20 protein-coding genes and 1 pseudogene are annotated in these 25,727 nt (G+C 65.8%); 6 read left to right on the top strand and 15 right to left on the bottom strand.

The genetic code is table 11. From position 1 onward, the window contains the following. Nucleotides 1-120: 120 nt before the first annotated feature. Together ACIQ7H_RS18010 and ACIQ7H_RS18005 are read right to left on the bottom strand one after the other, a co-directional pair. A complete protein-coding gene (locus tag ACIQ7H_RS18010; RefSeq protein WP_395794080.1) occupies nt 121-2,361 on the bottom strand; it encodes a hypothetical protein in 2,241 nt (746 codons plus the stop codon). Between the two features lie 470 nt (nt 2,362-2,831). Continuing rightward, entirely contained in the window at nt 2,832-3,683 is an 852-nt protein-coding gene (locus ACIQ7H_RS18005; protein ID WP_395794078.1) for an alpha/beta hydrolase family protein, read from the bottom strand. 255 nt (nt 3,684-3,938) lie between these two features. On the opposite strand from ACIQ7H_RS18005, the gene ACIQ7H_RS18000 reads away from it, so the two are divergent. Genes ACIQ7H_RS18000 through ACIQ7H_RS17990 form a run of 3 tightly spaced genes read left to right on the top strand, consistent with a single transcriptional unit; the run spans nt 3,939 to nt 8,202 of the window. Further along, nucleotides 3,939-5,978, top strand: coding sequence for an N-6 DNA methylase (locus ACIQ7H_RS18000; RefSeq protein WP_395794076.1), 2,040 nt, complete (start codon nt 3,939-3,941; stop codon nt 5,976-5,978). Between the two features lie 29 nt (nt 5,979-6,007). Next, nucleotides 6,008-7,384, top strand: coding sequence for a hypothetical protein (locus ACIQ7H_RS17995; RefSeq protein ID WP_395794074.1), 1,377 nt, complete (start codon nt 6,008-6,010; stop codon nt 7,382-7,384). Continuing rightward, complete coding sequence (locus tag ACIQ7H_RS17990; RefSeq protein ID WP_395794072.1) at nt 7,384-8,202, top strand: hypothetical protein; 819 nt, start codon at nt 7,384-7,386, stop codon at nt 8,200-8,202. The genes ACIQ7H_RS17995 and ACIQ7H_RS17990 overlap by 1 nt, the downstream gene beginning before the upstream one ends. Before the next feature lie 230 nt (nt 8,203-8,432). Here ACIQ7H_RS17990 and ACIQ7H_RS17985 read toward each other — a convergent pair whose 3' ends face one another. The 7 genes from ACIQ7H_RS17985 to ACIQ7H_RS17955 form a co-directional block, all read right to left on the bottom strand. Further along, the gene (locus ACIQ7H_RS17985; protein WP_395794070.1) at nt 8,433-9,038 is read right to left on the bottom strand and encodes a hypothetical protein; all 606 of its coding nucleotides are present in this window, start codon (nt 9,036-9,038) and stop codon (nt 8,433-8,435) included. A gap of 457 nt (nt 9,039-9,495) precedes the next feature. Next, nucleotides 9,496-12,189, bottom strand: coding sequence for an ABC transporter permease (locus tag ACIQ7H_RS17980; protein ID WP_395794068.1), 2,694 nt, complete (start codon nt 12,187-12,189; stop codon nt 9,496-9,498). Then, the gene (locus ACIQ7H_RS17975; protein WP_395794066.1) at nt 12,186-12,527 is read right to left on the bottom strand and encodes a PadR family transcriptional regulator; all 342 of its coding nucleotides are present in this window, start codon (nt 12,525-12,527) and stop codon (nt 12,186-12,188) included. Before ACIQ7H_RS17975 ends, ACIQ7H_RS17980 begins: the two co-directional genes overlap by 4 nt. A 97-nt stretch (nt 12,528-12,624) precedes the next feature. Further along, nucleotides 12,625-13,116, bottom strand: a complete 492-nt coding sequence (locus tag ACIQ7H_RS17970; protein WP_395794064.1) for a hypothetical protein — start codon at nt 13,114-13,116, stop codon at nt 12,625-12,627. 151 nt (nt 13,117-13,267) lie between these two features. Continuing rightward, nucleotides 13,268-14,452: a benzoate/H(+) symporter BenE family transporter gene (locus tag ACIQ7H_RS17965; RefSeq protein WP_395794062.1), complete on the bottom strand. Its 1,185-nt coding sequence runs from the start codon at nt 14,450-14,452 to the stop codon at nt 13,268-13,270. Nucleotides 14,453-15,094: 642 nt separating this feature from the next. Beyond that, nucleotides 15,095-15,403 (bottom strand): hypothetical protein, encoded by a 309-nt coding sequence (locus tag ACIQ7H_RS17960; protein WP_395794061.1) that lies wholly within the window; start codon nt 15,401-15,403, stop codon nt 15,095-15,097. A 283-nt stretch (nt 15,404-15,686) separates the two neighbouring features. After that, nucleotides 15,687-15,896: a hypothetical protein gene (locus tag ACIQ7H_RS17955; RefSeq protein WP_395794059.1), complete on the bottom strand. Its 210-nt coding sequence runs from the start codon at nt 15,894-15,896 to the stop codon at nt 15,687-15,689. 399 nt (nt 15,897-16,295) lie between these two features. Here ACIQ7H_RS17955 and ACIQ7H_RS17950 point away from each other — a divergent pair, with 399 nt between their 5' ends. Continuing rightward, on the top strand, nt 16,296-16,844 hold the full coding sequence (locus ACIQ7H_RS17950) for a DUF805 domain-containing protein (protein WP_395794057.1): 549 nt from the start codon (nt 16,296-16,298) through the stop codon (nt 16,842-16,844). Nucleotides 16,845-17,276: 432 nt separating this feature from the next. Here ACIQ7H_RS17950 and ACIQ7H_RS17945 read toward each other — a convergent pair. Together ACIQ7H_RS17945 and ACIQ7H_RS17940 are read right to left on the bottom strand one after the other, a co-directional pair. Continuing rightward, a pseudogene (locus ACIQ7H_RS17945) lies at nt 17,277-17,576 on the bottom strand (RebB family R body protein); the annotation flags it as partial. A gap of 330 nt (nt 17,577-17,906) precedes the next feature. Next, nucleotides 17,907-18,563, bottom strand: coding sequence for a hypothetical protein (locus ACIQ7H_RS17940; RefSeq protein WP_395794055.1), 657 nt, complete (start codon nt 18,561-18,563; stop codon nt 17,907-17,909). Between the two features lie 203 nt (nt 18,564-18,766). On the opposite strand from ACIQ7H_RS17940, the gene ACIQ7H_RS17935 reads away from it, so the two are divergent. Continuing rightward, nucleotides 18,767-19,189 carry a DUF3293 domain-containing protein gene (locus ACIQ7H_RS17935; protein WP_395794054.1) on the top strand — a complete coding sequence of 141 codons (423 nt, stop codon included), beginning with the start codon at nt 18,767-18,769 and terminating at the stop codon, nt 19,187-19,189. Nucleotides 19,190-19,379: 190 nt separating this feature from the next. Here the strand turns inward: ACIQ7H_RS17935 and ACIQ7H_RS17930 are convergent, their stop codons facing one another. From ACIQ7H_RS17930 to mnmG, 4 genes are all read right to left on the bottom strand, one after another. Beyond that, nucleotides 19,380-19,730 (bottom strand): VOC family protein, encoded by a 351-nt coding sequence (locus ACIQ7H_RS17930; protein ID WP_395794052.1) that lies wholly within the window; start codon nt 19,728-19,730, stop codon nt 19,380-19,382. Between the two features lie 70 nt (nt 19,731-19,800). Next, nucleotides 19,801-20,511 carry a helix-turn-helix domain-containing protein gene (locus ACIQ7H_RS17925; RefSeq protein ID WP_395794050.1) on the bottom strand — a complete coding sequence of 237 codons (711 nt, stop codon included), beginning with the start codon at nt 20,509-20,511 and terminating at the stop codon, nt 19,801-19,803. A 109-nt stretch (nt 20,512-20,620) separates the two neighbouring features. Next, the gene (gene ggt / locus ACIQ7H_RS17920; RefSeq protein ID WP_395794048.1) at nt 20,621-22,333 is read right to left on the bottom strand and encodes a gamma-glutamyltransferase; all 1,713 of its coding nucleotides are present in this window, start codon (nt 22,331-22,333) and stop codon (nt 20,621-20,623) included. A gap of 378 nt (nt 22,334-22,711) precedes the next feature. After that, on the bottom strand, nt 22,712-24,631 hold the full coding sequence (mnmG, locus tag ACIQ7H_RS17915; RefSeq protein ID WP_395794046.1) for a tRNA uridine-5-carboxymethylaminomethyl(34) synthesis enzyme MnmG: 1,920 nt from the start codon (nt 24,629-24,631) through the stop codon (nt 22,712-22,714). Between the two features lie 771 nt (nt 24,632-25,402). On the opposite strand from mnmG, the gene ACIQ7H_RS17910 reads away from it, so the two are divergent. Next, on the top strand, nt 25,403-25,588 hold the full coding sequence (locus ACIQ7H_RS17910) for a hypothetical protein (protein WP_395794044.1): 186 nt from the start codon (nt 25,403-25,405) through the stop codon (nt 25,586-25,588). Nucleotides 25,589-25,727: the final 139 nt, after the last annotated feature.

The following is a 25,727-nucleotide window of genomic DNA, read 5'->3' as shown; positions in this document are numbered from 1 at the left end:
AAGCTCACGCTGGCCACAGAGAACCACATGAAAGAACTCGAACAGCGGCCGGAGGTCGTGCGGGCCTACTTTCAGGACCCAAAGGTCAAGTACGCGGCTTGATGGATAAATGCCGCCGGGTCAATAAGGCTCGAAGCCGTTCGCGAACACGGCCACAGGCAAAGGCACCGCCAGCCACACGTCGCGCAGCTGCTGCTCGGCGAACACGCCCACCGGGCGCGGATCGGAGCCAAGAGCGAGCCGTCCGCTGTGGCCGCGCTGGTTGGTCTCGGTGTCGCTGATCATCACGCTGCGCTCGATGCTGCTGCAGGCCGGATCGCTGCACGCCCACCAACCGCCACTGCCGGTCGTGCCGCTGCTGTAGACCGGCAGGTCGCCCGGACGCAGCAGCAGCTGGCTGGCGATATCGAAGGGGTTGGGCAGGGTCACGCGGCTGGCGCTGGAGCAGCTGGCATCCGCGCAGGTGACGAGGTTACGCGCACCGGCGAAGGTGTTCTCCAGCAGCACCGGTCGATTGTCGGCGCGTACCGCGATGGCACCACCATTGAAGATCTGCTCGGTGCCGAGGGTGCGCACGGTGGCGCTGGTGCATTCCAGATCGTCACAGCGCGCAACCCGCAGTGCGCCGGTGAACGTACCGGGCGTGGGCTGGCTGGACAGCGCCCAGGTGATCACCGGGCGGCCGTCGCCGCCGATCGCCAGCCCAAGGCCGGACACCGATGTCGACTGCTGCGAGGGATCCGGTTCGTCGGCTACCAGTCGGGTCTGCCCGCTGCTGCAGTTCACGTCCGCACACGAGAACACCGAGACCGCGTTGGTGCTGCGGCTCATGTACAGCATCAGCGGCCGTCCATCGGCGCGAATCGCCAGTTCGGTGAAATCGCCGGTGGCATTGCCCGAGCCGCTGACCTCGCGATGCGTGCCGGTGCTGCAGTCGGCGTCCGCGCAGTCCCAGGCGGCGCTGCCGCCGACGTTGGAGTAGTAGGCGAACGGCCGGCCGTCCGGACGCAGCGCGATCGAAGGCCTCGACGCATCGGCATTCGCGCCGCCGGTGTCGCGATAGACCACCGAGCTGCACAGCCGGTCGGTGCACACACCGATGCGAGGCCGGCGCAGCTTGGTCCAGATCGCCACCGGGCGGCCGTCGGCACGGAGTGCGACATCGGGGGCAAGGGCGGGCACACCGTTGGCGATGCGGCGGATAAACGCCGTGCAGGCAATGGTGGTGCATTGGGTCGAGCGCATTTCGCTCAGCGCGGCGTCCTGGTACTGGATCAGCGGACGGCCCACGGAGTAGGCCAGGGCGACGCTGCTCGGCCCGAAGCCGGGGCCGGCTTCCAGCGTCAGGCGCTGCGGGCTGCCGCAGGCGGCATCGTTACAGACCGTAGCGAGCATCGCCCCGGCGGCGGGCTGGTGGTGGCTGACCAGCAAGTGGCCGTTCGGCAGCCGCGTTGCTGAGGGCGCGAAGCCGCGGCCCGCGCCATCCAGCGTCGACTGCCCGGCAGACGCACAGTTGCCGTCATTGCAGCGCAGGCGCTCCAGCGTGCCGCTGCTGCCGCCGCGGAAGACCAGATCGACGAAACCGCTGGTGTCGAGGGTGATCGCCGCATCGCCCCCAGGCCCGATCGCGAACGACTGGAAGTTGCCGGTGCCGAAGGGCGCCACGCCGCGGGCCAGGCGCAGCTCACCGCTGCTGCTGTCGTCGTAGGCGAGCCACAGCAGGTTGTTCGCGAAGGCCATCGAAGGATTGCGGCCGCGGTCGCCCAGGCTGTCGATGACGACACTGCTGCCGCTGTCGCAGACCGCGTTGGCGCATCGATACAGGCGCAGATCGCCGTTAGTCGCGTCGTAGTAGGCCACGTAGGGGAAGCCCGTCACGGGGTCGATCGCAGTCGCGGTGCCGACGCCGACATCGTTGAGCGTATCGAGCACGCGCAGCGTCGCGAAGTTGCAGGATGAGTCGAAGCAGTCCGCCGCCTCCAGATCACCACTGGTCGCGTTGTAGAAGGCCGCGAACGGTCGCTGCGTCAGTGCGATGCGGCGCGCGGCGCTGACATGCCGCCCGCGATCATCGCCGCTGGTGAGGCGAACTTCCGGCGCACAGCCATCGCTGCAGGACCCCGCAAACAGCGACTGCTCGTTGGCGACGTAGTGGAAGCCGGTCCACTGATCGCCGCTGCCGAATCGCGTCACCGCGAGGTGCTCACCGAAATCGTCCTGCCCGTCGAGCAGGCGGACGGCATAGCCCGGCCCCGGCTGCGACTGTCCCCAGGCCAGCGCCGGCAGTATCAGCATCCACAGCAGCAGGCTGACCCCGCCACCCACCAGGCACCACGATGTGTTGTTCGCTTGCGCACGCATTTGCCCGCCACTCCTGATTGAGATCGGGGGCAGAACGCGCTCCCGTGGAATGGCTGACGACGAAGTGCCTGCAAACGTATCAGTGCTCAGGAGAGATGGCCTGAGCGCCCGCGGCCGATAGGCCCGTACGCGCTTCGCCGGAGCGGGCGTGGCGGTGAGGATCCAGCGACCGCTGGGCTCGTTTGACACCAGCGCAGAACCGCTCGGGCGGCATGCGCACACCCCTTCACTCGCTGCACTGGCTTGGTGGGTTTTTGGGGCGGCAATGCCTGGGGCTCCCGAAGAGACCGAGAACCCTAATGTCGCGATGCATGCCGCGCCGCTGAGCCGGCCCGGGACGCAGCCACCCGTGGCCACGAGAGGATGGTCAAGCCAAGAGGGAATCTGCAGGAAGCGAGAGACGTCCGGGCCGCGGGAGTCATCCTGTCGGCCCTGTTGTCACGGTCGGCGCACGGGCGACGCGCCCCGTGCTACTGAGCCTCGGCGCCCACCGTGGTCTTGACCCAATCAACCGCGGTGGCGAACGTGCGACCCATGTTGTTGTGCCCCAGGCCCGAGAACAGCACGTAGTCGAACCGATGCCCTTGCTGGCGCAGGGCCTGCAGGCGTTCGATCGACAGATCGACCGGAACGCTGCCGTCGTTGTCGCTGAACAGCCACAGCCCCGGGATCGAGAGCGACTTCAGCGTTTCGCCGGAGTCCGTATCGCGGCCCAGGAAGTCCGGCCAGATGTACGCCTCGGTTCGCGCGCGCAAAGCTTCCTCGTACGTGGGCACCGTCAGACTGTCGCCGTCGGCGGTGTACTTGCTGAAGATGTCCTCCTCGCTCACCTTGCAGACCGGGCTGCTCCAAAGCAGCAGAAAGCTCGCACGCGGGCTCTTCTGCGCGGCGATGGGCGCAATCCAACCTGCTTGGCTGATACCTGCGAAGCCGACGCGCACGCCGCCCAAACCGGGATGGCCGGCGAGTGTCTCGATCGCAGCGACCGCGTCGTCGGCCAGCAGCTCGATGTTCTTCTGGCTGACACTCTGGTTGCCTTCGTACTCACCGCCGGATGCACCCGCACCGCGCTTGTCATAGACCAGGGCTGCGATGCCTGCCTGCGCGAAGCGCTGGGCGACAGCGAGGCTTCTCGCTTGCCTGCCAGACCCATGGATGAACACAACCGCTGCGTGGACGGGCTGATCAGCCGGGAAGACGATCGACCCCGACAGCGCGACGCCGTGGCTTTCAAACTCGACATCTTCAATGCGTGGCTCGGCGGCGAAAGCCGGAGCATTGAGTAGGAAGCTGAGCAGAAGTCCGAACACTGTTGTCTTCATGGGGCCACTCGTGGCGTTGGACAGAACCTTGAACAGGAAGGACTCAAGCCTAGCCTGGAACGCACGAACCGCGGCTCGCCGCTACCGCCGAGCGGCTAAATCAGCCCGCGAACACGGTACGAAGCTCGACCTGCCCCTGGTTCTCTGACGCCTTGTCTAGCTCCACCTTGCTATCCGGGATCGCCTAGACTCGCGGCCTGCCACGGACGAACGCGTGGCATCACCTATCGCAGGCTGGTCAGGGTTAGAAATCGAATGAAGAAGCAAGTTTTGGAGTTCAACGAATACGTCTTGTTCTCCGAAGAAGAAGCCCGTGCGCTCGATGCCCGCGTGGTGTTGCGCGAGAGCCGGGGCAAGCAGGTGCCCTATGTGGCCTGCCTCGTCCGCGACAAGGAAGTGCAACTCAAGCCCGAGGAACGGACCCGCCAGCTGTGGCTGGCCCGTCTGATCGACAAGCTCGGCTATACCCGGTCGCGCATCGCCATCGAATACCCGATCACCTTCGGGCGCGACAGTTCCAAGCGAGCCGACATCGTGGTGTTCGACGCCGACCGCCCTACCGTCCCCTACATCATCGTCGAGGTGAAACAGGCCAAGTATAAGGACGGCAAGGAGCAGCTTCGGTCGTATGCCCATGCGACCGGCGCACCCCTTGCGGTGTGGAGCGATGGCATCTTGGCCGAGGTCTGGCACCGCAAGAACCCCAACTACTTCATGCCGATCCATGAAGTACCCAGAGCAGATCAGACCATCGAACAGGTCGTGGATCAGCCCTGGACGATCCAGACCCTGATCGAACTCGAGGACGAGCGGGTGAAGGAGGGCAAGTTCGCGCGTTCCCTGCGCGACCTGATCGAAGACATGGAAGACGAGGTTCTGGCGAATGCCGGCGTCGATGTGTTCGAGGAAGTCTTCAAGCTGATCTTCACCAAGCTCTATGACGAAATGACATCGCACCGGCTGGGCAATGCCCTGCGGTTCCGCAACCAGAACACCGCCGCCCAGCTCAAAGTTTCGATCCAGAACCTGTTCGACGACGCCAAGAAGAAATGGCCTGGCGTCTTCCTCGACGATGAGCGCATACGCCTGTCGCCCGACCACCTGCAAGTCTGCGTCGGGTCGCTGGAAGAATGGAAACTGTTCAACTCCAACCTCGACGTGATCGACGACGCCTTTGAATACCTGGTCTCCAAGTCGTCAAAGGGCGAGAAGGGCCAGTACTTCACCCCTCGCTGGGTGATCGACATGTGCGTCAAGATGATGAACCCGACAGAGGGTGAGAGCGTGGTGGACACTGCCTGCGGCTCGGCGGGGTTCACTGTGCACAGCATGTTCCACGTCTGGCGGCAGATCATGCGGGCCACGGGACGTGAGGAAAGCCACCTGTTCACTATGGAGGCTAAGCCGCCGCGCTGCACCGACTATGTGCGCGACAACGTGTTCGCCATCGACTTCGACGAAAAAAGTGTCCGCGTCTCGCGCTGCCTCAACCTGATCGCGGGCGACGGCGAAACCAACGTGCTGCACTTGAATACCCTCGACTGGACCAAATGGGACGAGACTGCCAAGCAGAACGAATGGCTCGATACCTACGGCGACGGCTGGCGGCGCCTGCGCAAGCTCCGGGTGAAGGAAAAGGGCGAGGCAGTGGACAGCCCGAGCTATCGCAGCTTCGGCTTTGACGTACTGATGGCGAACCCGCCGTTTGCCGGAGACATCAAACAGTCCGACATGCTTGCACCCTATGATTTGGCCGAGAAAGCGAGTGGAAAGCGTGAAACATCGGTTGCCCGCGACCTGCTGTTTGTTGAACGCAACCTCGACTTTCTTAGGCCCGGGGGGCGGATGGCGGTTGTTCTGGCGCAAGGGCGGTTCAACAACTCATCTGACAAACGCATGCGCGAGTTCGTCATGGAGCGCTGCCGCATCCTTGCTGTCGTTGGGTTGCATGCGAACACCTTCAAGCCGCACACCGGCACCAAAACCAGCGTTTTGCTGGTCCAGAAATGGAACGATGATGCCAAGGCGGGGCCGCTTTGTCCGAGGGTCGAGGACTACGACATATTCTTTGGCACACAGCAGGTTGAAAGCGTCGATAATTCGGGCCGTAAGGTGTATCGCAAAAACTCGGACGGTACGTTTATGCGCGACACACACGGCCATTTCGTTGTGTCGCATGATCTGTTCAACCATGATGGTCTAACAGAGGACGGTATAGCGGAAGCCTTTGAGGAATTCGCCAGAAAGGAGGGTTTCAGTTTTTTTCGGGTCGCCCCTTCGACCAAGGCCGCCTAAGCGGTCTGTTGAAGGGGCTTGAGTTCAGCTTGGTGCCACGCACCCAGCTGGAGTTCTCCGGACGGATAGATGCCGAATACTACCGCCCCGCTTTTCTTGCGCTGGAAGAATTGGTCAAGAAAAGAGGAGGCAAGCCTCTTGCCAATGTAGCCGAGTTTCTGATCGGTCCATTTGGCTCTGCTTTCACGGTAGACAACTTCACTGACGATAGTCAATACCGGTACATTCGCGGCAAAGATGTTAAGCCGCTTGCTTTGATGGATGATGACAACGTCTTCATGCCTCACGAAGACTTCAATCGCCTCTCGAAGTATGCGCTCCAAGATGGCGATGTACTCGTTTCGGTAGTTGGAACACTTGGCAATGCTGCGCTTGTAACGCCGAAGGACCTTCCCGCAATCTTTAGCTGCAAGAGCACGGCAATTAGAAATGCAACGATCAACCCCGTTTACTTGACTGCTTATCTGAATTGTCGGTTTGGGCGTGAACTGATGCTGCGTAAGGAGCGAGGGGCTATCCAGAAGGGGTTGAATCTTGATGATCTCCGGGACGTCCCCGTCTTTGTTCCGTCGCCAGTTTTCCAAAAGGAAATCGAACTGAGATTCCGACGCTCGCTGGCAATGACCGCCGAACTCAAGCGCCAGATGGAACAGGCGGGGGAAGTCCTTTTGTCCAACCTCGGCCTTGCCGATTTGGCCTCGACTGAACCGCTCACCTACACCGCCCGCGCATCGGATGTCTTCGCCGCTGGCAGGATTGACGCCCAGTATTTTCGACCCTTGTTCGCCGAAGTGGAAGACAGGCTTCAAGCAACTGGTCGTGCCGTCGATCTTGGCAAGATCCTGTCAGTCAATGCTCGTGGCAGGCAGCCGCAATACGATGACACTGGTTTGCCTGTCATTAATTCAAAGCATGTCCGCATCCATCGGGTAATCCTCGAAGATAACAGGACCGCGGCAGAATGCGGTTCACCGGTCATCATCGAGACAGGCGACGTGCTCCTGAATGGCACTGGGATTGGAACCATCGGCCGTGCTGCTCCCTATTTGCATCAGGCACGAGCGCTTCCAGACAATCACGTCACGGTGTTGCGGACCGATGCAGTTGACCCGGTATATCTGTCAGTCTTCCTGAATAGCCCGCTCGGACAGCGGCAAATCGAACGTCACATAAAGGGATCATCGGGTCAAATCGAACTTTATCCGAACGACATCGCCCGGATCATAATCTGGAACGCGCCGGATACAGTGCAACAGTCGATTCGCGCGGCGATCCTTTCGGCATTCGATGAGGAGGGGCGCGCCAAAGATTTGTTGGAGGCGACTAAGCGCGCTGTCGAAATTGCGATTGAAGTCGGCGAAGCCGCCGCCATGGCCTACCTTGACCGAGCAGATAAGGTGATCTGATGGCCCTGCCTGCCCACGCTGCCGACTGGATGAACCGCGCCGAGATCGATTACATCGGCCCTTTCGTGAAAGCCTGGGCTGCGTTCAATGCGTGGTATCGACATGCATCGGGATCGCGAAAAGACCGCGACGGGTTGCGGTTTGTAAAGACACTGCCGAACCCTGTGCGCGGCGGAATCATGCCACTGCTGCGCCCCGTTCAACGCGACGGCCACGGCAATATCCTTGCGGATGGTGAAGCGGCGCAGAAGCTTAAACTGTTGATCCGTGACTTGCATGTGTGCCTTGATGCCTTCCATATCGAGGTGACGCGGGATGAGGACGTGGTTGAGCGAATCTCGTTTCGGTCTGTTTGCATCAGTCAGGGCGCGGCACTTCCACAGAGTTCAGAAAGCTATGGGCTGCGTTACCTAGTCGAAAAGGCGAATGGCGGTTGGCAATGCACAGTTAGGTCCATCGCTAAGCCTGCAAATGTACGGGTGACCATTCCGACCGGAGGCTATGACGTGAGCGCTCTTCAAGGTCATCCGCAGTTTGCGACACTGTCAGGTGCGCAGCGGGCCGCGCTGTTGGGGGTGTTCAATCGCTGCAATCCTCGGCCGTTCACCGATCTGTTCGCGGGGGGTGACGCCGGGATCGTGGCGAGCGACATCACGTTCAAATGCCGCGATCAGCAGTTGTTCGAGGGCTTGATCGAGGTGATCTATGGGCTGCGCAACACACTCCTCCATGGGGAGTTGCAGCCGTCACCCCAAGCCTTTGCAGCCTATGAGCCTGCCTATCGGATACTGCTGACTTTCCTTGGGTGTGTGAAATAGTGAGGGGCTTGGTTTCAGATCCATCCGCGCGCCATGAAAGCGCCTAAACGAGTTCCTCGGCCAGAGAACTCTCCGCCGAAATCCGCAAAGCCCGCTAGTTGGTGGGTTTTGCTGTTTTTACTTGGGATTTTTCGGTTGGTTTCTGGCGCCGCTTTCCGCGAGTGGCGAGTCAAGGCCTTCCACGACGAGATCCGCCCTGGCCAACCCGCGCTGATCGCTGTGTAGTTGAGTCACCCGTTGCCACCGGTCTCCCTCTGACACTTCCGCGAAGCCTTCTTCCTTTCGCGCGGGGTGTCCTGCTCCAACCGAGCCTGCTGCTCCGGCATCACGCGGCGGCCGAGTTCGAACACCGCCGAGGCTGCGGCGAAGAACAGCAGGAAGCTCTGTACGCCGTGTGCGGCGATGATGCGGGTGGGCCAGATTGCGGCGGAGATCGCGTTCTTCAGCGATTCGACGCTGAAGCCGATCAGCCATTCGCGCAGCATGCCCTGCACCCATTCGGCGCCCTCGCGGGTTTCGCGCAGGCCTTCGATCAGGCTGAGCAGCTCCAGCCGCAGGAAGAAGGACAGTGCGATCAGCCCATAGACGCCGGCGCCCCATTGGCTCAGGTGCCGATCCAGCATGCGGTCGATCGGCCGGCCCAGTGGTGCGGGCAGCAGGCTCAAGGTGGCGGCGCCGACGTAGGTGAATACGAACACGCACCACAGCGGCAGCAGCGGATGGTCGAGCAGGGCGTGCTCGGGCAGCAGTCGGCGCGCGAGCAGCAGGGCGACGGCGGAGGCGGCCAGTGTCGGTAGCAGGATCAGGGCAGCGCGATGCGGGTGTTCGGTGCTCATGGCAAAGCCCTGCGATGACGGTGCTGACAAACAGCGGCGCGGCGTGATGCCGGGGTGGTAGCGGATGTGACGCTGCCGCGGCCGCGGCAGCTGCGCGACATCTTCGCTGATGTGCGCGCCGTTGCCGCAGGGCGGACACTCGATGGGTCGCAGCGCGCAGGCCAAATCCACGAGCCACGAGCCACCAGTTACCAGTCACCAGTCACCAGTCACCAGTCACCAGTCACCAGTCACCAGTCACCAGTCACCAGTCACCAGTCACCAGTCACCAGTCACCAAGCATCAGGCATCAGGCATCAGGCGTCAGCAGTGAGGCAGCGGTCTTACGCCCTCAGCCTTAACTCCGCAGCCACCAACCCAAAGCCATCGTTCTCAAGCCATCAGCCATCAGCCATCAGCCATCAGCGGCAAGTCAGCGATCCGCAACCAGCCGTCAGAGGTCACCGGTCACTGGCCTTCACCCCTCACCCCTCAACGACTCGGCCGGATCGATCCCAGCACTCGCGCGGGCCGGGAGGTAGGCGGCCAGCGCCGCCAGCAGGGCCAGCAACAGCGGCACGCCGATGAAGGCGAGCGGATCGAACAGGGTGATGCGGTCGGTGAGCTGGGCCAGCAGTCGGGTCAGCACGAAGGCCAGCGGCAGGCCGATGGCGAGGCCGAGGAGGATCTGCCGGCGGGCATCGCGCATCACGGTGGCGATCAGGCGCTGGCGCGAGGCGCCCAGGGCCAGCCGCAACCCGAGTTCGCGCCGCCGCTGCTGCACGCCGTAGGCGACCAGGCCGTACAGCCCGAGGCAGCTGATCACCAGCGCAACCGCGCCCAGGCCGCTGGCCACTTCGGCCGCGACGATCACCGGCAGGCGCTGGATGCGCAGCGCATCGGTGAGCGGGGTTGTGCCGCAGTCGTCCTGCGGCGCGAGAGCGGCGCAGGCGGTGAAGACTGCTGCGCGCGTCTGTGCCCGTGTGTCGCGCAGGCGCAGCAGCAGGCTGCCGAGTGCGGCTTCGCCGATCTGCCCCGGCACATACACCACCGGGCCGTCGCCGCCGACGAACAGAAAGCCGGTAGCGATGTCGGGCACCACGCCGACGATCTCGACGCGGCGTCGCAGTTCGCCGCTGGTCTCGATGTCGCCCCTCTCGCCGGCCAGCCGCAGCCGCGTCTGTGCCGCGCCGGAGGCTTCGATCAGGTCCAGGCTGCGGCCGATGGGATCGGCGCCGGGCCACAGGCGCTCGGCGGCGCTGCGCGAAATCACGGCGACCGATGCATGGCGGTCCTCGTGCGCGCGCAGCAGACGCCCGCGCAGCGGCGCGAGGCCGAGCAGCTCGAACCAGGCTGCATCGACCGGGCGCAGCTGCGCTGCGGCGCTGTGTGCGCTGCCGTCGTCGAGTTCGGCGCGTGCGGCCACGCGTTCGGGCTCGCCCATCAGCGGCATCAGACTGCTGGCGGCGATGCCCTCGACCTCGGGCAGGCTGCGCAGATGCTGAGCCAGTCGCTCCGGCGCGCTGCCGGCGCTCAAGCCGACCAAACGTTCAGGTGCATAGCCGAGTGGTGTGTCCAGCGTGCGCCGCGCGTTGGCGGCGATCAGGCCGGCGATCACCAGCAGAAAGCAGCTGGCCGCGATCTGGGTGACCATCAGCGCCGCGCGCAGCCGCGGTGCATCGCCACCGCGCATGGCCTGGCCCAGCTGCTGGGCATTGCCGCTGGCGCGGCTGCGGCGGGTGACCACCAGCGCCGGCAGCAGGCCGAACGCCAGCGTGCAGACGAAGGCCAGGCCGAGCACCGGCAGCAGGCTGTGCGCGCTCAGGCGTACCTCGATCAGGCTGATGCCCATCTCCGCGATCAGGCTGAACACGCGCGCATGCACCGGCCCCAGCAGCACGGCGCCCAAGGCCAGTGCCAGCACGCTGGCGCCGAGCCCGAGCAGGCCGCATTCCAGCCACAGCTGCAGCAGCAGGCGCAGGCGCGATGCACCCAGCGCGGCGCGCACTCCGAGTTCGCTGGCGCGCGCCGAAAAGCGCGCCAGCACCAGGTTGGCGAGGTTGGCCGAGGCCACCAGCAGCATCAGCAGAATCGCGATGCCGGCGGGCATTGAGGCCAACACCATTTCCTCGCGGTCGCCGGCGTTCAAGCGGCCCTGGCCCATGTTCAACCGCAGCCCCGCCAGCGCCAGATCGGGTGGGCGGGTGCTCGCCATCGCCTGTGCGGCGGGCTGCAGCTGCTGCTCGGCGAGGCCGATGTCGGCCTCCGGCGCGAGAAAGCCGCCGACCTCGTAGCGCAGTTCGGGCATATCCGAAGCCGGCTGCGGGAACACCGCGCGATAGTCACGCTGGCGCACAAAAAACAGCTGGGCGATCGGATGGTTGCCGTTGAAGCCGCGGTCGGCCACGCCGATCACGGCGAAGTTCTGGCCGCCGATATCGAGGCTGCGGCCGACCACATCGGGCGCGCGCTCGAACAGCTGCGCCCAGCCCGCCTCGCTCAGCACTACGCCCATGGCCTCGTCTGAATCCGCATTCGCTGGATCGAACACGCGGCCGATGCGCGCGCCGATGCCGATCTGCTGGAAGTAGTCGGGCGACACCGCGATGCCCATGCCGCGCTGCACCTGTCCGCGCAGCACGGGCTGGCTGAAATTGGCCAGGCTGTACAGCCCTGCCAGCGCGGGCGGCGGCGATTTCACCAGGGCATCGGCCTCATCCGCAGTGAAGCGCGAGTAGGCGCGGTTCTCGGGGCTGTAGCCCTGCAGCTGCACCCAGCGGTCGACGCGCTCGATCGGTGGCGACTGGTAGGCGTAGACGGCATAGATGGCGTGCAGCAGCAGGGCCGCGGCCAGCGGCAAGGCCAGCACCACGGTGGCGGTGAGGGCATACAGCGGGCTGCGCCGCAGCCCGCGCAGCGCGTACAGCACATCACCGCGCAGCTGATCCAGCAGGCGCAGCCCGCGCGCCGCGCGCACGTCATCGCGATGCAGCTGAACCATGCCGAGCTCAAGCCGCGCGCGGCGCAAGGCTTCGCTGCGCGGCAGGCCCTGTGCCTGTAGCTGGTCGGCGCGGGTCTGCAGGTGGAAGTCGAGCTCGTCATCAAGTTCGCGCTCGACCCGCGCACGGCCGGCGAGGTCGCGCAGCCATTGCCACACTCGGCGCGGGCTCATGCGCGCAGGCTGCCGGGTTTGGCGCCGAGCACGGCGTCCATCGCTTCAACCAGCTGCCGCCACTGGCGAGTGTCTTCGCTCAGGCGTTTGCGGCCGGCGGCGGTCAGCGCGTAGTACTTGGCGCGCCGGTTGTTGTCCGACACGCCCCATTCGCAGCTGACCAGGCCCTGCGCCTCCAGCCGATGCAGGGCCGGGTACAGCGCGCCCTGTTCGACCAGCAGCACATCGCCGGAGCTGTGCTGGATGCGTTGCAGCAGGCCGAGGCCGTGCTCCGGCCCCAGCGACACCGCTTTCAGCGCCAGCAACTCAAGGGTGCCGGGCAGGACAGCTTGGCTCATGGACTCACCTAGATTGTTTAGGTAAGTGAGCCTACTCCACTAAACTGCTGAGGGGAAGGCGCAGGCGCGCCGAGTCCCGTGGGCCACCGTGCTGGGCTCAGCAGCGCCCGGGCCGCAGGTGCAGCACGCCGCCCATCGGGCCTTCGACCAGCATCACGCCCTGGCTGCGGCCAACGACATCCCAGCTCGCGTCGGCACCGCCGAACATCGAGTGGTCGACATAGAAGCTGCGGCCGGCGCGTCGCAGCGGGAATTTCGGACGCTCCACCCCAACCGGCGCCTGCGCGCGCGAAGGCAGATAGGTGACGTAGTCGCTGCCGAAGTACCAGTGGATGTTGTCCAGATACTTCTCGCTGTCGACTGTGGTCGACACCGCGAACTCGCACCAGTCGCCGACCAGGGCGCTGGCGTCGGCTTCTTCCGGTTCCGCGGGCGCACGGCCGGACACGGTGGGGTCATCGATCCTCACCTCGCCGCTGCCCTCACCGTCGCAGGGCACCTGTCGGTACTCGTAGCCGCCACCGGCGCTGGGGCATTTGTAGACCTTGGCCGAGGCCGTCGTCGAAAAGAAGGCGAGGGCGAACAGCATAAGGACGATGCGTGGTATGTAGGCGAGTCGAGAGGGCACGGGCCGCGGAGAATACGCGGGTCAAGCGGATTGGGCCTGGCCCCGCTCTTGAACGCCATAGTTCTTCACACGCGGCGTAGTCGCTATGACTCTCGAACAAGCGATGCAGCGCTCAGCGCCGCCACACCAGCAGCGTGATCACACCCGCCACCACGCCCCAGAATGCGGACCCGATGCCGAGCAGGCTGACGCCCGAGGCGGTCACCAGGAAGGTCACCAGTGCCGCTTCGCGCTGCGATTCCTCGCGCAGCGCCGCGGCCAGGCTGTTGCCGATCGTGCCCAGCAGGGCCAGCCCGGCGATGGCGACGATAAGCTCACGCGGGAAGGCCGCGAACAGCGCGGCCACGGTCGCCCCGAACAGGCCGATCAGCAGATAGAACACGCCGGTGGTGATCGCCGCCACGTAGCGGCGATCGGCATCCTCGTGCGCTTCGCGGCCCATGCAGATCGCGGCCGTAATTGCGGCCAGGTTGAGCGCGTAGGCGCCAAACGGCGCCAGCGCCGCATTGGCGACGCCGATCCAGCCGAGGGTGGGCGAGATCGGCACCGCGTAGCCGGAGGCGCGGATCACCGCCACGCCCGGCACGTTCTGCGAGGCCATGGTGACGATGAACAGCGGCAGCGCGATGCCGACCGCGGCCGCAAACGAAAAGGTCGGTGCGATGAACACCGGCGTGGCCAGCTCGACACTGAGCCCAGCGGTCTGCAGCAGCCCCGCGGCGGCCGCGTAGGCCACTCCTGTGACCAGGGTCAGGATCACCGCATAGCGCGGCGAGAACCGGCGCGCGACCACATACACCGCGAACATGCTCAAGACCAGGCCGAGCTGGCTCTGCATCACCTGGAAGGCCTCCAGCCCGAAGCGCAGCAGCACTCCGGCCAACATGCCCGAGGCCAGCGCGATGGGAATGCGGCTGATCATCCGCTCGAACACGCCGCTGAAGCCGGCGACCATCATCAGCAGGGCCGACAACAGGAATGCGCCGATCGCATCCGACAGCGGCAGCCCGGCGCCAGTGCTGATCAGCATCGCCGCGCCCGGCGTCGACCAGGCGGTGACCACCGGCATCCGGTAGCGCAGTGATAGACCGATGCAGGTCAGGCCCATGCCGAGCCCGAGCGCCCACATCCACGAGCTGATCTGCGCCGGCGTCGCGCCGAGCGACTGCGCGGCCTGGAACACAATCGCGGCCGAACTGGTGAAGCCCACCAGCACGGTCACCAGACCCGCGGCGATTGCGGAGATCGAAAAGTCGCGTAGCAGCTGAGGCTTGGCGGGTTGGGTGGCGGTCTGCATGAGTGCGCGATCGGGGTCGGTTCTGGCTTCAGGGTCGGGACGGCGGTGGCGGGCGGAACCGTTGCGCGCGGGCTCGCCGGGGCAATTCGCGAGACGGTGTGGGAGACGCTGCCGCGGCATGCACGGCCAGCGTCGAACGACAGCGGCGATCCTGCCACGTTCGCAGCCCTTTTCGCGATGCAGGCTGCTTGGTCGATGATCATGCTGACGTTCACACCCAACTGCTTGCTTTGCCAGCGCGAGGCCTCGTCATCGCTGGAGATTCGACGCGGCTGCGGAGCAAGAGGCAGGATCGACAACCACCCGATTGCACCGCTATCTTCGCAGTCGATCGCGTGGGGCCGTGCATGTGGGTGCAGCGCTGCATACGCGGCCCGATCAGGAAGTCTCAAGATGAACCGGTGCGGATTCGACTCATGCTCACTACAGGTTGGAAGTCGCCCGTCATCCCGTGATTCCTTGCAGGCTGCTGAACCGCTGTATTGCCGAAGCAAGAGCCATCGGCGAGCGCCTTCGCAATCGAGACCGAAGAAGGCGAAGACCTCATCCTCGTTCCATTGCTGAACGGGCGCGCTGCAATCGACCGTGCCTACCAGCTGAGTCGCGCCGACGACAACTCGATGTTTGGATTCAGCTCAACGCTCAACTCGCTGTTGCCATAGCGGAGCTTGCGTGCGAAGCGCCCGTTGACGCGTACGACCGGGTTGACGGGGGGCTGGGTCGAGTGGTTTCGGCAAAGGCCTTCTGCGCTTGGGTGGGTGACCACTTCACGCCCGGGCGTGTCAGGGCCTGCTGGGCCACCGCCTGGAAGCCGCCGGGGTTGGTCAGCACGCGGCGGCCCGAAAGCTGCGAGGGGCGGGCCTTCGCGTACACGCCCTTGCCCAGGCGCAGCAGCTGGCGCTCGGCGACCAGCGCCCACAGCGCGCGGATGATCTGGTCCTCGCCGCTCATGTCCGCAATGTCGCGCGTCAGAAGCACATCACGCCTGCAGCGAGCACGGCGAGCCTCGTTTCGAGCTTGCAGTGAGTTCTTGCGCATGGATGCCTCCCAGGTTCGATGGAGCGCACAGAAACCCGGCAATCTGACACGCGAAAACGCGACAGTTTGTTGAGCTGTGAGCTGTGAGCTGTGAGCTGTGAGCTGAGGCGTGAAGCAGCGAACGGTCGGGTGAGGTGAGGCCAGCTGCTCGGGGTTCCCCAGGACACGCTTCCGGCAGGCTGATCTTCAACGCCCCTCAAGTTGACGGAACCATCCCGAACCGTCGCCGCTCGACAACGCGGATCAGCGCAAGCGCCGCATCGCGATTGCGCGGCTGTGTGCGCAGCAGTGTCTGGATGCCCTTCTGGGCGGCATCCAACTTCCCGGCTGCAAGATCGGCCTGCACGCTCGACTCGATGCGCTCGATCATCATTGCCGACAGCACGCAGGCGATTCGTCCCAACATCTGCGGTGCCTCTTGAGTGTTGCGCGGCATTTTCGTCGATTGTGGGGGTGGCCGATCGTCGCCTGGAAGGCCGTGGAGTCGCGCTGCGCTGGGTGACCTGACTGCAGGTACGCGGCGCTTCGGGGTGTGGTTGCCGATTCTGCAGGGGCGGCGGGCTTCGCGGTTTGGATGCCACTGCGCGTCGACCGGGGTTGTGGCCCGCCGTGCTGTCCGCGGGCTCAGGATTCGACTCGCCGCTGTTTCGCCCGCGCGCGCGCTGGGCCACGCGGCCTGCCGGGTGCCTTCTGGACTGCGGAGTCGGCTCTCTGTCGCAGCCCTGGCGGGCCGCTGTCGTCACCCATGGCTGCAATCTGGCGGGATGATGGTCGCCACCCGAGTCCTTGATGCCGAGGAGCATCCATGCATATCAACAGCAATCGACTTCGTGAGCTGCGCAGCGCCCGCCAGTGGTCGCAGGAGCAGCTGGCCCAGCTGAGCGGCTTGAACCTGCGCACCATCCAGCGGCTTGAGTCCGGCGCGAAGATCTCGACCGAATCCCTGCGGGCGCTGGCCGCCGTGTTCGAGGTGCCGGCCGAGAGCCTGCTGGCGGGCGAGCCGGGTCCGAGCCAGCCGGCCTTGAACGCGATGCGCGAAGGCGGGCTGCGCGGTCTGCAGTTCACGGGCGTCACCGCGCGCGGCGAGTTCTGGTGGTTTGCCTTGGCCGTGGCGATGGTGCTGGCCGTCGCCCAGCTGCTCAGCGAAGCGGTCGGCCCGCTGCCGCTGCAGCTCGTCTCATTGCTGGTGCTGTTGCCGTGGATCGCCGCCTGTAGCCGGCGCCTGCGCGATGCCGGGTTGAACCCCTGGTGGCAGCTGATCAGCCTGGCGCCGGTCGGGGGCATTCTGGTGCTGCTGTATCTGCTCACCTATCCGACCAAGGCGGAGGCGGCCTTGGAGGCGACTGCGGGCTGAGCCTGCAGTCGGGACGTGGCGAAAGAATCGGTCGACACGCGGTGAGTTGCTGCGCTGGGCGCGGGTCGGCGCCTCGATCCGATCCTGCGTCAAGGCCGCCTCGCCAGAGACGGCGGTAGATCGAGGGCTCCGCCGCTGCGCGCGTTCGCCCTACAGCTGCTCGATGCTCGCCAGCACCTTTGCATACTCGTCGGCTTTCTCGGGCGCGCGCAGCATGCAGGCGATACAGGCGGTGCGCGCGGCGTTCTTCAGTATTGCCGTTTGCGCCTCCTGGGTGATCCGGCTCAGCGCGCTCAGCGCGGCGGCCGCCGCCGCCGTGCTCACACGCAGGGCGTGCGCGAAGGCGTCGGCGTTGTCCAGGGTGGCGGCGTTGCTGAACTCGACGGCCTCGACAATCTGCGCGTTCAGGCCGCTGGCCTGTGACTGCAGCGCCGCGTGCGCCTCGGTATAGCGTTGAGTCAAGGCGTCGGCGGGGCCGGTGTCCACCGATGTCGTGGCGAGCGCGGAGCTCACGACATCCACGCTGTAGAGCTGCATCACGCCCTGGGCGGTCGCCGCCTGGCTCAGCGCGTTGAGCTGCTGCTGCGCGCTCACCGCGTTCTGGAAGGCGAGGCCGGTGGAATCGGCCAGGCCCTGGTAGATCGAACCCATCGCCATGGCGGGCGCTTCGCCGAGTACTTTGACATTGGTCTGGGTGACGGCATCGGTGATCTGCGAGTTCACGGTGTCCATGGCGAGTTCCGGGTCGGTGGTGGAAGGGTTCGGCGCGTGCTGCATCGCTTTCCTGCAGATGCGTCGTCGGCGTGTGGTTCAGGCCGTGCGCCCGCTATGCCGGCGTGCATCCAGGCGCAGCGGCCGGGCGGCAGATTCGGCCTTGGCCGGCGGATATCACAGCATGCGCATCGCTTTGAAGGGGGCCCGATCGCGCCCATGCGAGCCCGCGACTGTGGTCGAAATGGGAACATGCCCGGCGTATGACTTCGCAAAGGCCTGGCAACCCTCGACTGTGGCAGCCTTGGTCGGCCGCAGATCATTGGACGCACACCGCGAGCAACGTCGGTGCTACTGCGCTGGCGGCTTCTTCAGGTTCGGCAGATGCCCGCGCGGAAAGCGGAAGTCGCGCCAGCGTGCCCAGGCCAGGGCACCGAAGTAGAGCGCGCCGAAGGCGATCACGATGTGCGGGTTGTCGACCCACTCGCCGCTGCCCTCCAGGCCGAGCTGCGGCTGGATCTCGCGGCTGATGCCAAGACGCGGCAGCGGTAGGAACAGGGTGGCGAACACACCGCCGAGGTAGAGCATGCAGGTCAGCGCCCAGTCGGAGTGGCGCCGCCAGCGCGCCTCTTCATTGTCGGCCGCGCCGAACAGTCGCTGCACTTTCGACAGCAGCAGCCACAGGAAGGCATACACCGGCCACCACTCGCGGAAGGCGAACGCGAACGCGCCGATGAACAGCGCATACAGCAGGCCGAAGCCGAGCAGCACGCGCACCTTGGCCGCGCGACCGTCGCGCGACTCGACGGTCGAACCCATCATCGCGGTGGCGTGGATCAGCACGAACTCCACCAGCATCAGCAGCATGCCGTTGCGCACCCCTGATTCACCGAAGGCGAACGGGGCGACCCACAGCACCAGAAACACGCTGCAGGTGATCGCGTCGGGCAGGGCCGAGAGCGCGCGTGTCGGGATCGATCGGGGTGTCGAAGTGGTGTCGCTCGGCATCGTTCACTCGGCTCGTCTGCAGGCGCGGTAGACAGCGCGCCGGGCGTGGTGCAGCACCCGCGCGGCCGGATGATGCGCCGGGTCGATGTGCCGGCGCCACTGCTGGCACGCGCCGGGATGCGGATGCTCCATGCAGCGTCAGGTGGCGGCCACTGCAGTGTTCAGGGCTTGAACGCGCGATCTCGATACGGCAGCGTGCGCGTATGCAATCGAACGATCGCGCGCGGCTGCACAGCCTTTACCTCGCCACCGACTACTGCGTGGAAGACCCGCGGCTGCGCTGCGTGCTCACGGTGGATGAATCGAGCGACGCGCTGGCCGACTGGCTGCGGGCCCAGGGCTACGATTGCGCGGCGTTCATCACTGCCTGGAACCCGCGCAGCGAAGCTCGCCCCGACGCGGAGAACTGGCAGCACATGCGCGAACTCCAGCAGGCGATCGCTGACCTGGAGCTGCCGGCCTTGATCGCCACCGGCCGATCGCGCGTGGATGCGTACGCCGAGCCCAGTCTGCTGGTGCCCGGGCTGTCGCTGGCATCGGCACAGGCGCTGATGCAGCGCTTCGGGCAGAACGCCTGCCTGTGGTTTGCGCTGGCGGATGGTCGGGCACGGCTGGAGTGGCAGTAGCTGGCTCTCGGACGGGCGCGGAGTACGGCTTCGAAGCAGGCGGCGCCGGCGCGGCAGAGACGCCGCGTCGGGCTCTGTGTGCGGACACGAATTGGTTGGCCACAGACCGTTGGGGCGACGACTTGCGCGGCCAACCTGACGCGCCGGCTTGCAGCTCGAGAGTTGGGCGATTGCGCTGAAGCGTGCCGAATCAGCTCGCGGTCCACACCGCCAGTTCGTAGCCGTCAGGGTCGATGAACTGGAAGCGGCGACCGCCGGGGAAACTGAAGATCGGCTTCGAGATGCGCCCGCCCGCGGCTTCCACCTTGGCCAGGCTGTCTTCGAGTGCGGTCGAGTAAAGCACCACCAGCGCCCCGCCCGGTGTGGGCTGTTCGTGGGCAAAGCCGCCGGTCAGCCGACCATCGCGGAACTCGCAGTAGTCGGGCCCGTAGTCCTGGAAGGTCCAGCCGAAGGCCTCGCCGTAGAAGGCCTTGGACGCGGCGATCGAGGCGACGTTGAACTCGAGATAGTCGATGCGGTGGTGGTGTTCGGCAGCGCTCATGGTGAAAGTCCGTGGGAGGAGCGATCAGTCTGCGGCGATCGGCGCGGCCTGTCTTGGTGAAATCGGACACTCAGGCGACGGACTGCGCCACCAGCTGGGTCGGCGTCAGGCCGGTCAGACGACGCGTATCGCCGGCGAGCTGCGCCGCGTCGTAGTAGCCCGCATCAAGCGCAGCCACCAGCATCGTCGCGCGGCTGCGCCGGAGATCGAGAAAGCGCTGCAGGCGCAGGATCCGCGCCAACAGTTTTGGCCCATAACCATAGGCGTCATCGCAATGCCGCAACAGCGTGCGTTCGGTGACGCCGAGTTCGTCAGCCAGCCGCGCGACGGTTGTCGACGGTGCGGTCGACAGCCGAAGGTGAACCGCGCTCAGCAGCTTGGCCTGGCCTGGCGTCTCGGACAGGATCCGCGCGGCCAGCCACCCCATCGCCGCGGGACCATGGTCGGCAATGCGCTCGGAAAGCTGCGCCAACCGGGGGACCCCGAGCTCGCGCAGCGCTACCCGCTGGTCGGTCAGAGCGTGCAATGGCAGGCCCAGCCACTGCGATGCCACGCCCGGCGCGAACCGCAGCCCTTGCAGCCTGCTGCCCGGCGCAAGCTGTGCGTACTGGGCCTGCCGGTCGGGCCCAGCAAGGCTGAGCGTGCTGCCGTCCCACAGCAGATCGACGCAGGCATCGGGCAGCACGAGGGCAGGCGCGGCGGCTGCGCCCTGGGTGTAGTCCCAGCGGCACTGCAGCGCTTGCCCGCGCGCGAAATCCTGTTGCCGGTAGCGGCCGCTCACTGGCGCGTCACTTCAACGCTGGACACGCGTGATCTCAGGCTCGCGGCTGCGTCCGGATGGGTGGCGATCTGGTGTGACCCGGTCTGCACCACGGCGTGCTCAGCCCGACTCAGTAGCCCGCCGCTTGCCCATCCTTGCGGCTTTCGGACGCGCCGATATACACGCCCTGCTCGTGGTCCCGAGCGATCGCCTGATAGCCGCCGAAGGGGCCGTTGGCGAACTTGACGGTGTGGCCGGCATTCATCAGCGCGCGCACGGTCTCGTAGGGGAGTCCGCTCTCCAGTTCGAGCACGCCGCCGTCGGTCATCTGCAGGGCCTGGCCGGTGGGCTCGGTGCTGCCGTCGTGATGGATGCGCGGCGCGTCGCCGGCTTCCTGCAGGTTCATGCCGAAGTCGATCAGATTGATAACGATCTGTGCATGGCCCTGCGGTTGCATCGCACCGCCCATCAGGCCGAAGCTCAGCCAGGGCTTGCCGTCCTGGGTAACGAAGGCCGGGATGATGGTGTGGAAGGGGCGCTTGCGTGGGGCGAAGGTGTTGGCGTGGCCCTCTTTGAGCACGAACATCTCGCCGCGGTCCTGCAGGATGAAACCGAGCCCCGGCGGAGTCATGCCCGAGCCCATGCCGCGGTAGTTTGACTGGATCAGCGAGACCATCATGCCGCTGGAATCCGCGGTGGTGAGATAGATGGTGTCGCCTTCGTTGAGCCGCGGATTGCCGGCCTCGACCGTGCGTGCTGCGCGCTGCGGATCGATCAGCGCGCGGCGCTCGCTGGCGTAGTCCTCGCTGATCAAAGCGGCTACGGGCGCCGGCGAGAATTCGGGGTCGGCGTACCAGCGCGCGCGGTCCTCGAAGGCCAGCTTTTTGGCCTCGGTGAACAGATGCACATGCTCGAAGCTGCCGAAGCCGTAGGACTTCAGATCGTAGCCTTCCAGAATGTTCAGGATCTGCAGCGCCGCGATGCCCTGGCCGCTGGGCGGCAGCTCCCAGACGTCGTAGCCGCGGTAGTTGACCGACACCGGCTCGACCCATTCGCCGTGATGTTCGGCGAGGTCCTCGACGCTCAGAAATCCGCCCTGGGCCTGCACGTAGTCGGCGATGGTTTTCGCCACCTCGCCTTTGTAGAAGCCATCGCGGCCGCGGCGGGCGAGGGTGTCGAGCGTGTCGGCCAGATGCGGGTTGCGCCACATCTCGCCCTTGCGCGGCGCGCGGCCGTCGATGGTCATCTGCTCGTTGAAGCCGGGGAACTTCGACAGCGTCGGCACGCTGCGATTCCAGTAGTAGGCGATGGTCTCGTGCACCGGATGGCCGTTGCGCGCGTAGTCGATGGTCGGCTGCAGCACGCGTCGCATTGGCAGTGTGCCGAAACGCTCGTGCAGGGCGAACCAGCCGTCGACCGCGCCCGGCACCGTGACCGGCAGCGGGCCGTGCGGCGGGATGTCGGCATAGCCGTTGTCGATGAACCATCGCAGCGACAGATTTGCCGGCGAGCGCCCGTGGCCGTTGTAGCCATGCAGCTTCTGCGTTTTCGGATCCCAGACGATCGCAAACAGATCGCCGCCGATGCCGTTGCCGGTCGGCTCCATCAACCCCAACGCCGCATTCGCGGCGATCGCCGCATCCACCGCCGAGCCGCCGGCCTTCATCACATCGAGCGCGATCTGCGTCGCCAGCGGATGCGAGGTCGCCGCCATCGCGGAGGGCGCGATCACCTCCGAGCGGGTCGCGAAGTCACGCCCGGTGATGCGATCGGCTGCCTGTGCGGGTGTGGCCTGCAGGATCAAGGTGAGCGAGAGGGCGAGCGGGGCAAGCAGCAAGCGCATGGCAGAACTCCGGGGTGGCGGTAGCCCGCGAGTGTGCGCCGCTGGGGTGTGTGGGGCGTGTGGCTTTGGTTGGCGGGTGCGGTTGGGTGGAGCGGGAGGCGAGGCGCGGGTCTTCGAGCGCATCGTGCTTGAGCCCCTCTCCCGACGGGAGAGGGTTTGGGGAGAGGGCTGGGTGTCCTCTGCCATGGATGCTGCCGCAAGCCCTTCGGCGCCCTTGGGCGAGGTTCGCGTCCGTGCTTCGCCCGAACCCTCTCCCCAACCCCACCTCGCTTCGCTCGGGCTCTCGGGGCCATCGGCTGCCACCGGCAGCCGATCAGCGTCCCCGAACCGCTCCGGTGGGAGAGGGGCTCAAGGGCGTCGTCGAGCCGCGTGATGAAACTATCGCGTCGTGCCCGACGCCGCCGAGCTCCGCTCTGCCAATCCCGAATCCCGAATCCCCACGCCCCGCTTCAAAAACACCAGCAGCAGCGAGATCGCCGCTGGGGTCATGCCGGGGATGCGGCCGGCCTGGCCGACGGTTTCGGGGCGGGTGGCACGTAGTTTCTGCAGCACTTCGGCGGACAGGCCGCTGATGCTGCCGTAGTCGAAGTCGATCGGAATGGCGGTGCCCTCGGCACGGCGTGAGCGTTCGATCTCGTCACGCTGGCGCTCGACGTAGCCGCTGTAGCGTGCCTGGATCTCGATCTGTTCGATCGCTTCACGATCGTCGATGCCGGGGCCGAGTGTTTCGACCTGCATCAGCCGGGCGTAGTCGAACTCGGGCCGCTTGAGCAGATCCAGCGCCGGTGTCTCGCGGCTCAAGGCCACACCAAGCTGGCGTTCGATCGCTGTGCCGAGGGCGTTGTTCGGTGCCGACCACACGCTGGACAGGCGCGCGGTTTCGCGCTCGATGGCCTCGCGCTTGGTGGCGAAGCGGGCCCAGCGCGCGTCGTCGACCAGGTTCAAGTCGCGACCGATCGACGTGAGCCGCAGATCGGCATTGTCCTCGCGCAGCTGCAGGCGGTACTCGGCGCGCGAGGTGAACATGCGATACGGCTCGGGCGCGCCCATGGTGATCAGGTCGTCGATCAGCACGCCGATGTAGGCCTCGTCGCGGCGCGGTGTCCACGGAGCCTCGTTGCGGCTTGAACGCGCGGCATTCAGGCCGGCGATCAAGCCTTGTGCTGCAGCTTCTTCATAGCCGGTGGTGCCATTGATCTGGCCGGCGAAGAACAGGCCGCTGATGGCCTTGGTCTCAAGCGATGCCTTCAGCCCGCGCGGGTCGAAGAAGTCGTATTCGATGGCGTAGCCGGGGCGGGTGATCTGCGCGTTCTCGAAGCCGCGGATCGAGCGCACCAGGGCGACCTGGACATCGAAGGGCAGCGAGGTCGAGATGCCGTTCGGGTAGATCTCGTGGGTGTTCAGGCCTTCGGGTTCGACGAAGATCTGGTGCGAGGCCTTGTCGGCGAAGCGCACCACCTTGTCTTCGATCGAGGGGCAGTAGCGTGGCCCGGTGCCTTCGATCTGACCGGAGTACAGCGGCGAGCGATCCAGCGCACCGCGGATGGTGTCGTGGGTGTGCGTGGTGGTGTGGGTGATCCAGCAAGGCACCTGGCGCGGATGCGATTCGCGTGAGCCCATGAAGGAGAACACCGGCGCCGGGTCATCGCCGGGCTGGATCTCCATCACCGAATAGTCGAGCGTGCGTCCATCGATGCGCGGCGGCGTGCCGGTTTTCAGTCGCCCGACGCCAAGGTTCAGCTCGCGCAGTTTGTCGGCCAGGGCAATCGCCGGCGGATCCCCCGCGCGACCGCCGCTGTATTGCGCCGGGCCGATGTGGATGCGGCCGGCCAGAAAGGTACCGGCGGTGAGCACCACCGCGGGCGCGAAGAAGTCGAGGCCCATCTGGGTGCGCACGCCGATCACCCGCGTGCCGTCCAGCAACAGGTCGTCGACGGCCTGTTGGAACAGCTGCAGGTTCGGCGCGTTCTCCACCGCTTCGCGAATTGCCGCGCGGTAGAGCATGCGGTCGGCCTGGCAGCGGGTGGCTCGAACGGCCGGACCTTTGGAGGCATTGAGCGTGCGCCACTGGATGCCGGCGCGGTCGGCGGCCCAGGCCATCACGCCGCCGAGGGCATCGACCTCGCGCACCAGATGGCCCTTGCCGATGCCGCCGATGGCCGGGTTGCAGCTCATCGCGCCGATGGACTCGATGCTGTGGCTGAGCAACAGGGTGCGCGCACCGCTGCGGGCGGCGGCCAGTGCGGCTTCGGTGCCGGCGTGGCCGCCGCCGATCACAATCACGTCAAAGCTGTTCATGGCGGGGAGTTCTTGATTCGGCGGTCGGCGCTGGCGGAGCCGGCAGGCCGCCCAACTTGGGCAGATGCGGACCGTGGGCGGAGCATGGGGCGACAAAGTCTGACGCGGTTTGCCTGAACGCGCAGCTGGCGCAGCGGCTGCGCGCGGTTTTCTGGGCTGGCACGCAAAGTGCTTTGGGAGCCCTGCACCCTCGGCGGCTGACCGCAAGGTGGCCGGGTATGGAACAGGGACCGGCCGTGCGCGTCGAGGGGTAGCCGGAGCGTCGATCCGTTCGCGGGTCCGTCTCCATCGGTTGGAGCGCGCAGTCGCCGTGCTGCGCAGGCCAGGGACGGCCCGCCGATGATGAAGGTTCTGCTGCCGCGCGGAGGCACGGGTTTCCAAGCGAACAACACGAAAACGAAGCCCGCCTGCGCTCGCCGTATGTGGGCGCCGCGCGCTATATGCGCACAGCCACTCGAAGCGATGTTAAACGCAGGCAAGGACGCGACCAACAACACGTTCGGCGTCTGCTGCTTCGGAAGAAAGTCGGCGCCCGGCGGTCTATGGAACAGGGGGAATCCAGTGAACCGTTTGCCCGGGCGCCGATGACGGGTGGCGGTGAGTCGTGTGAGGCGAAGCAGCTGTTCGCGTCAGAAGCCGACCCACGGCGTCATGGGGAGCGATTCTGCCGCTGGTTTATCGCCTGCTGCAAGCTTTTTTGCAAAGGCCTGTGAGCCACTTCACCTTTGGTTGTTTCAAGTTCAGCAAAAACGTCTCAAGGATCCCAAGCCTGTGAACATTGTCGACCACTTCGACACCTCCGAAGACCTTCGCCATCGGCACGATCTGATGGTTGAGCTGTATCGCGTCGAGCAAGCCCGCGAACTGGCCGGGCAACGTGCAAGCGCAGTAGAGATCGAACGGCTGGAACGTCAGCGCCGGATGATCAGCGAGGCCCTGGCACGCTTGGCGGCTTGAGTTTCAGTTGGTAGCCCTACGCGCCTACACTCCACGAGACAGTGACGCAGCACGTTATCTCTCATTCTAGGGCGGCTTTGTTCGGAGACTCCCATGCCAAAGCCGTTGCGGGTTCGCCCGCCAGAAACATCTTCCGCCG

It is taken from the genome of Aquimonas sp. (assembly GCF_044377145.1).
In the GTDB taxonomy this organism is placed as follows: domain Bacteria; phylum Pseudomonadota; class Gammaproteobacteria; order Xanthomonadales; family Xanthomonadaceae; genus Aquimonas.
The sequence above is the reverse complement of the archived record's forward strand: the minus strand, read 5'-3'. Positions and strand labels throughout refer to the sequence as shown.

Excerpts from the sequence above, each read along its gene's own strand:
- ACIQ7H_RS18010 (WP_395794080.1), bottom strand. The coding sequence starts at position 2,361 with ATGCGTGCGCAAGCGAACAACACATCGTGGTGCCTGGTGGGTGGCGGG.
- ACIQ7H_RS18005 (WP_395794078.1), bottom strand. The coding sequence starts at position 3,683 with ATGAAGACAACAGTGTTCGGACTTCTGCTCAGCTTCCTACTCAATGCT.
- ACIQ7H_RS18000 (WP_395794076.1), top strand. The coding sequence starts at position 3,939 with ATGAAGAAGCAAGTTTTGGAGTTCAACGAATACGTCTTGTTCTCCGAA.
- ACIQ7H_RS17990 (WP_395794072.1), top strand. The coding sequence starts at position 7,384 with ATGGCCCTGCCTGCCCACGCTGCCGACTGGATGAACCGCGCCGAGATC.
- ACIQ7H_RS17985 (WP_395794070.1), bottom strand. The coding sequence starts at position 9,038 with ATGAGCACCGAACACCCGCATCGCGCTGCCCTGATCCTGCTACCGACA.
- ACIQ7H_RS17980 (WP_395794068.1), bottom strand. The coding sequence starts at position 12,189 with ATGAGCCCGCGCCGAGTGTGGCAATGGCTGCGCGACCTCGCCGGCCGT.
- ACIQ7H_RS17975 (WP_395794066.1), bottom strand. The coding sequence starts at position 12,527 with ATGAGCCAAGCTGTCCTGCCCGGCACCCTTGAGTTGCTGGCGCTGAAA.
- ACIQ7H_RS17970 (WP_395794064.1), bottom strand. The coding sequence starts at position 13,116 with ATGCTGTTCGCCCTCGCCTTCTTTTCGACGACGGCCTCGGCCAAGGTC.
- ACIQ7H_RS17965 (WP_395794062.1), bottom strand. The coding sequence starts at position 14,452 with ATGCAGACCGCCACCCAACCCGCCAAGCCTCAGCTGCTACGCGACTTT.
- ACIQ7H_RS17960 (WP_395794061.1), bottom strand. The coding sequence starts at position 15,403 with ATGAGCGGCGAGGACCAGATCATCCGCGCGCTGTGGGCGCTGGTCGCC.
- ACIQ7H_RS17955 (WP_395794059.1), bottom strand. The coding sequence starts at position 15,896 with ATGTTGGGACGAATCGCCTGCGTGCTGTCGGCAATGATGATCGAGCGC.
- ACIQ7H_RS17950 (WP_395794057.1), top strand. The coding sequence starts at position 16,296 with ATGCATATCAACAGCAATCGACTTCGTGAGCTGCGCAGCGCCCGCCAG.
- ACIQ7H_RS17940 (WP_395794055.1), bottom strand. The coding sequence starts at position 18,563 with ATGCCGAGCGACACCACTTCGACACCCCGATCGATCCCGACACGCGCG.
- ACIQ7H_RS17935 (WP_395794054.1), top strand. The coding sequence starts at position 18,767 with ATGCAATCGAACGATCGCGCGCGGCTGCACAGCCTTTACCTCGCCACC.
- ACIQ7H_RS17930 (WP_395794052.1), bottom strand. The coding sequence starts at position 19,730 with ATGAGCGCTGCCGAACACCACCACCGCATCGACTATCTCGAGTTCAAC.
- ggt (WP_395794048.1), bottom strand. The coding sequence starts at position 22,333 with ATGCGCTTGCTGCTTGCCCCGCTCGCCCTCTCGCTCACCTTGATCCTG.
- mnmG (WP_395794046.1), bottom strand. The coding sequence starts at position 24,631 with ATGAACAGCTTTGACGTGATTGTGATCGGCGGCGGCCACGCCGGCACC.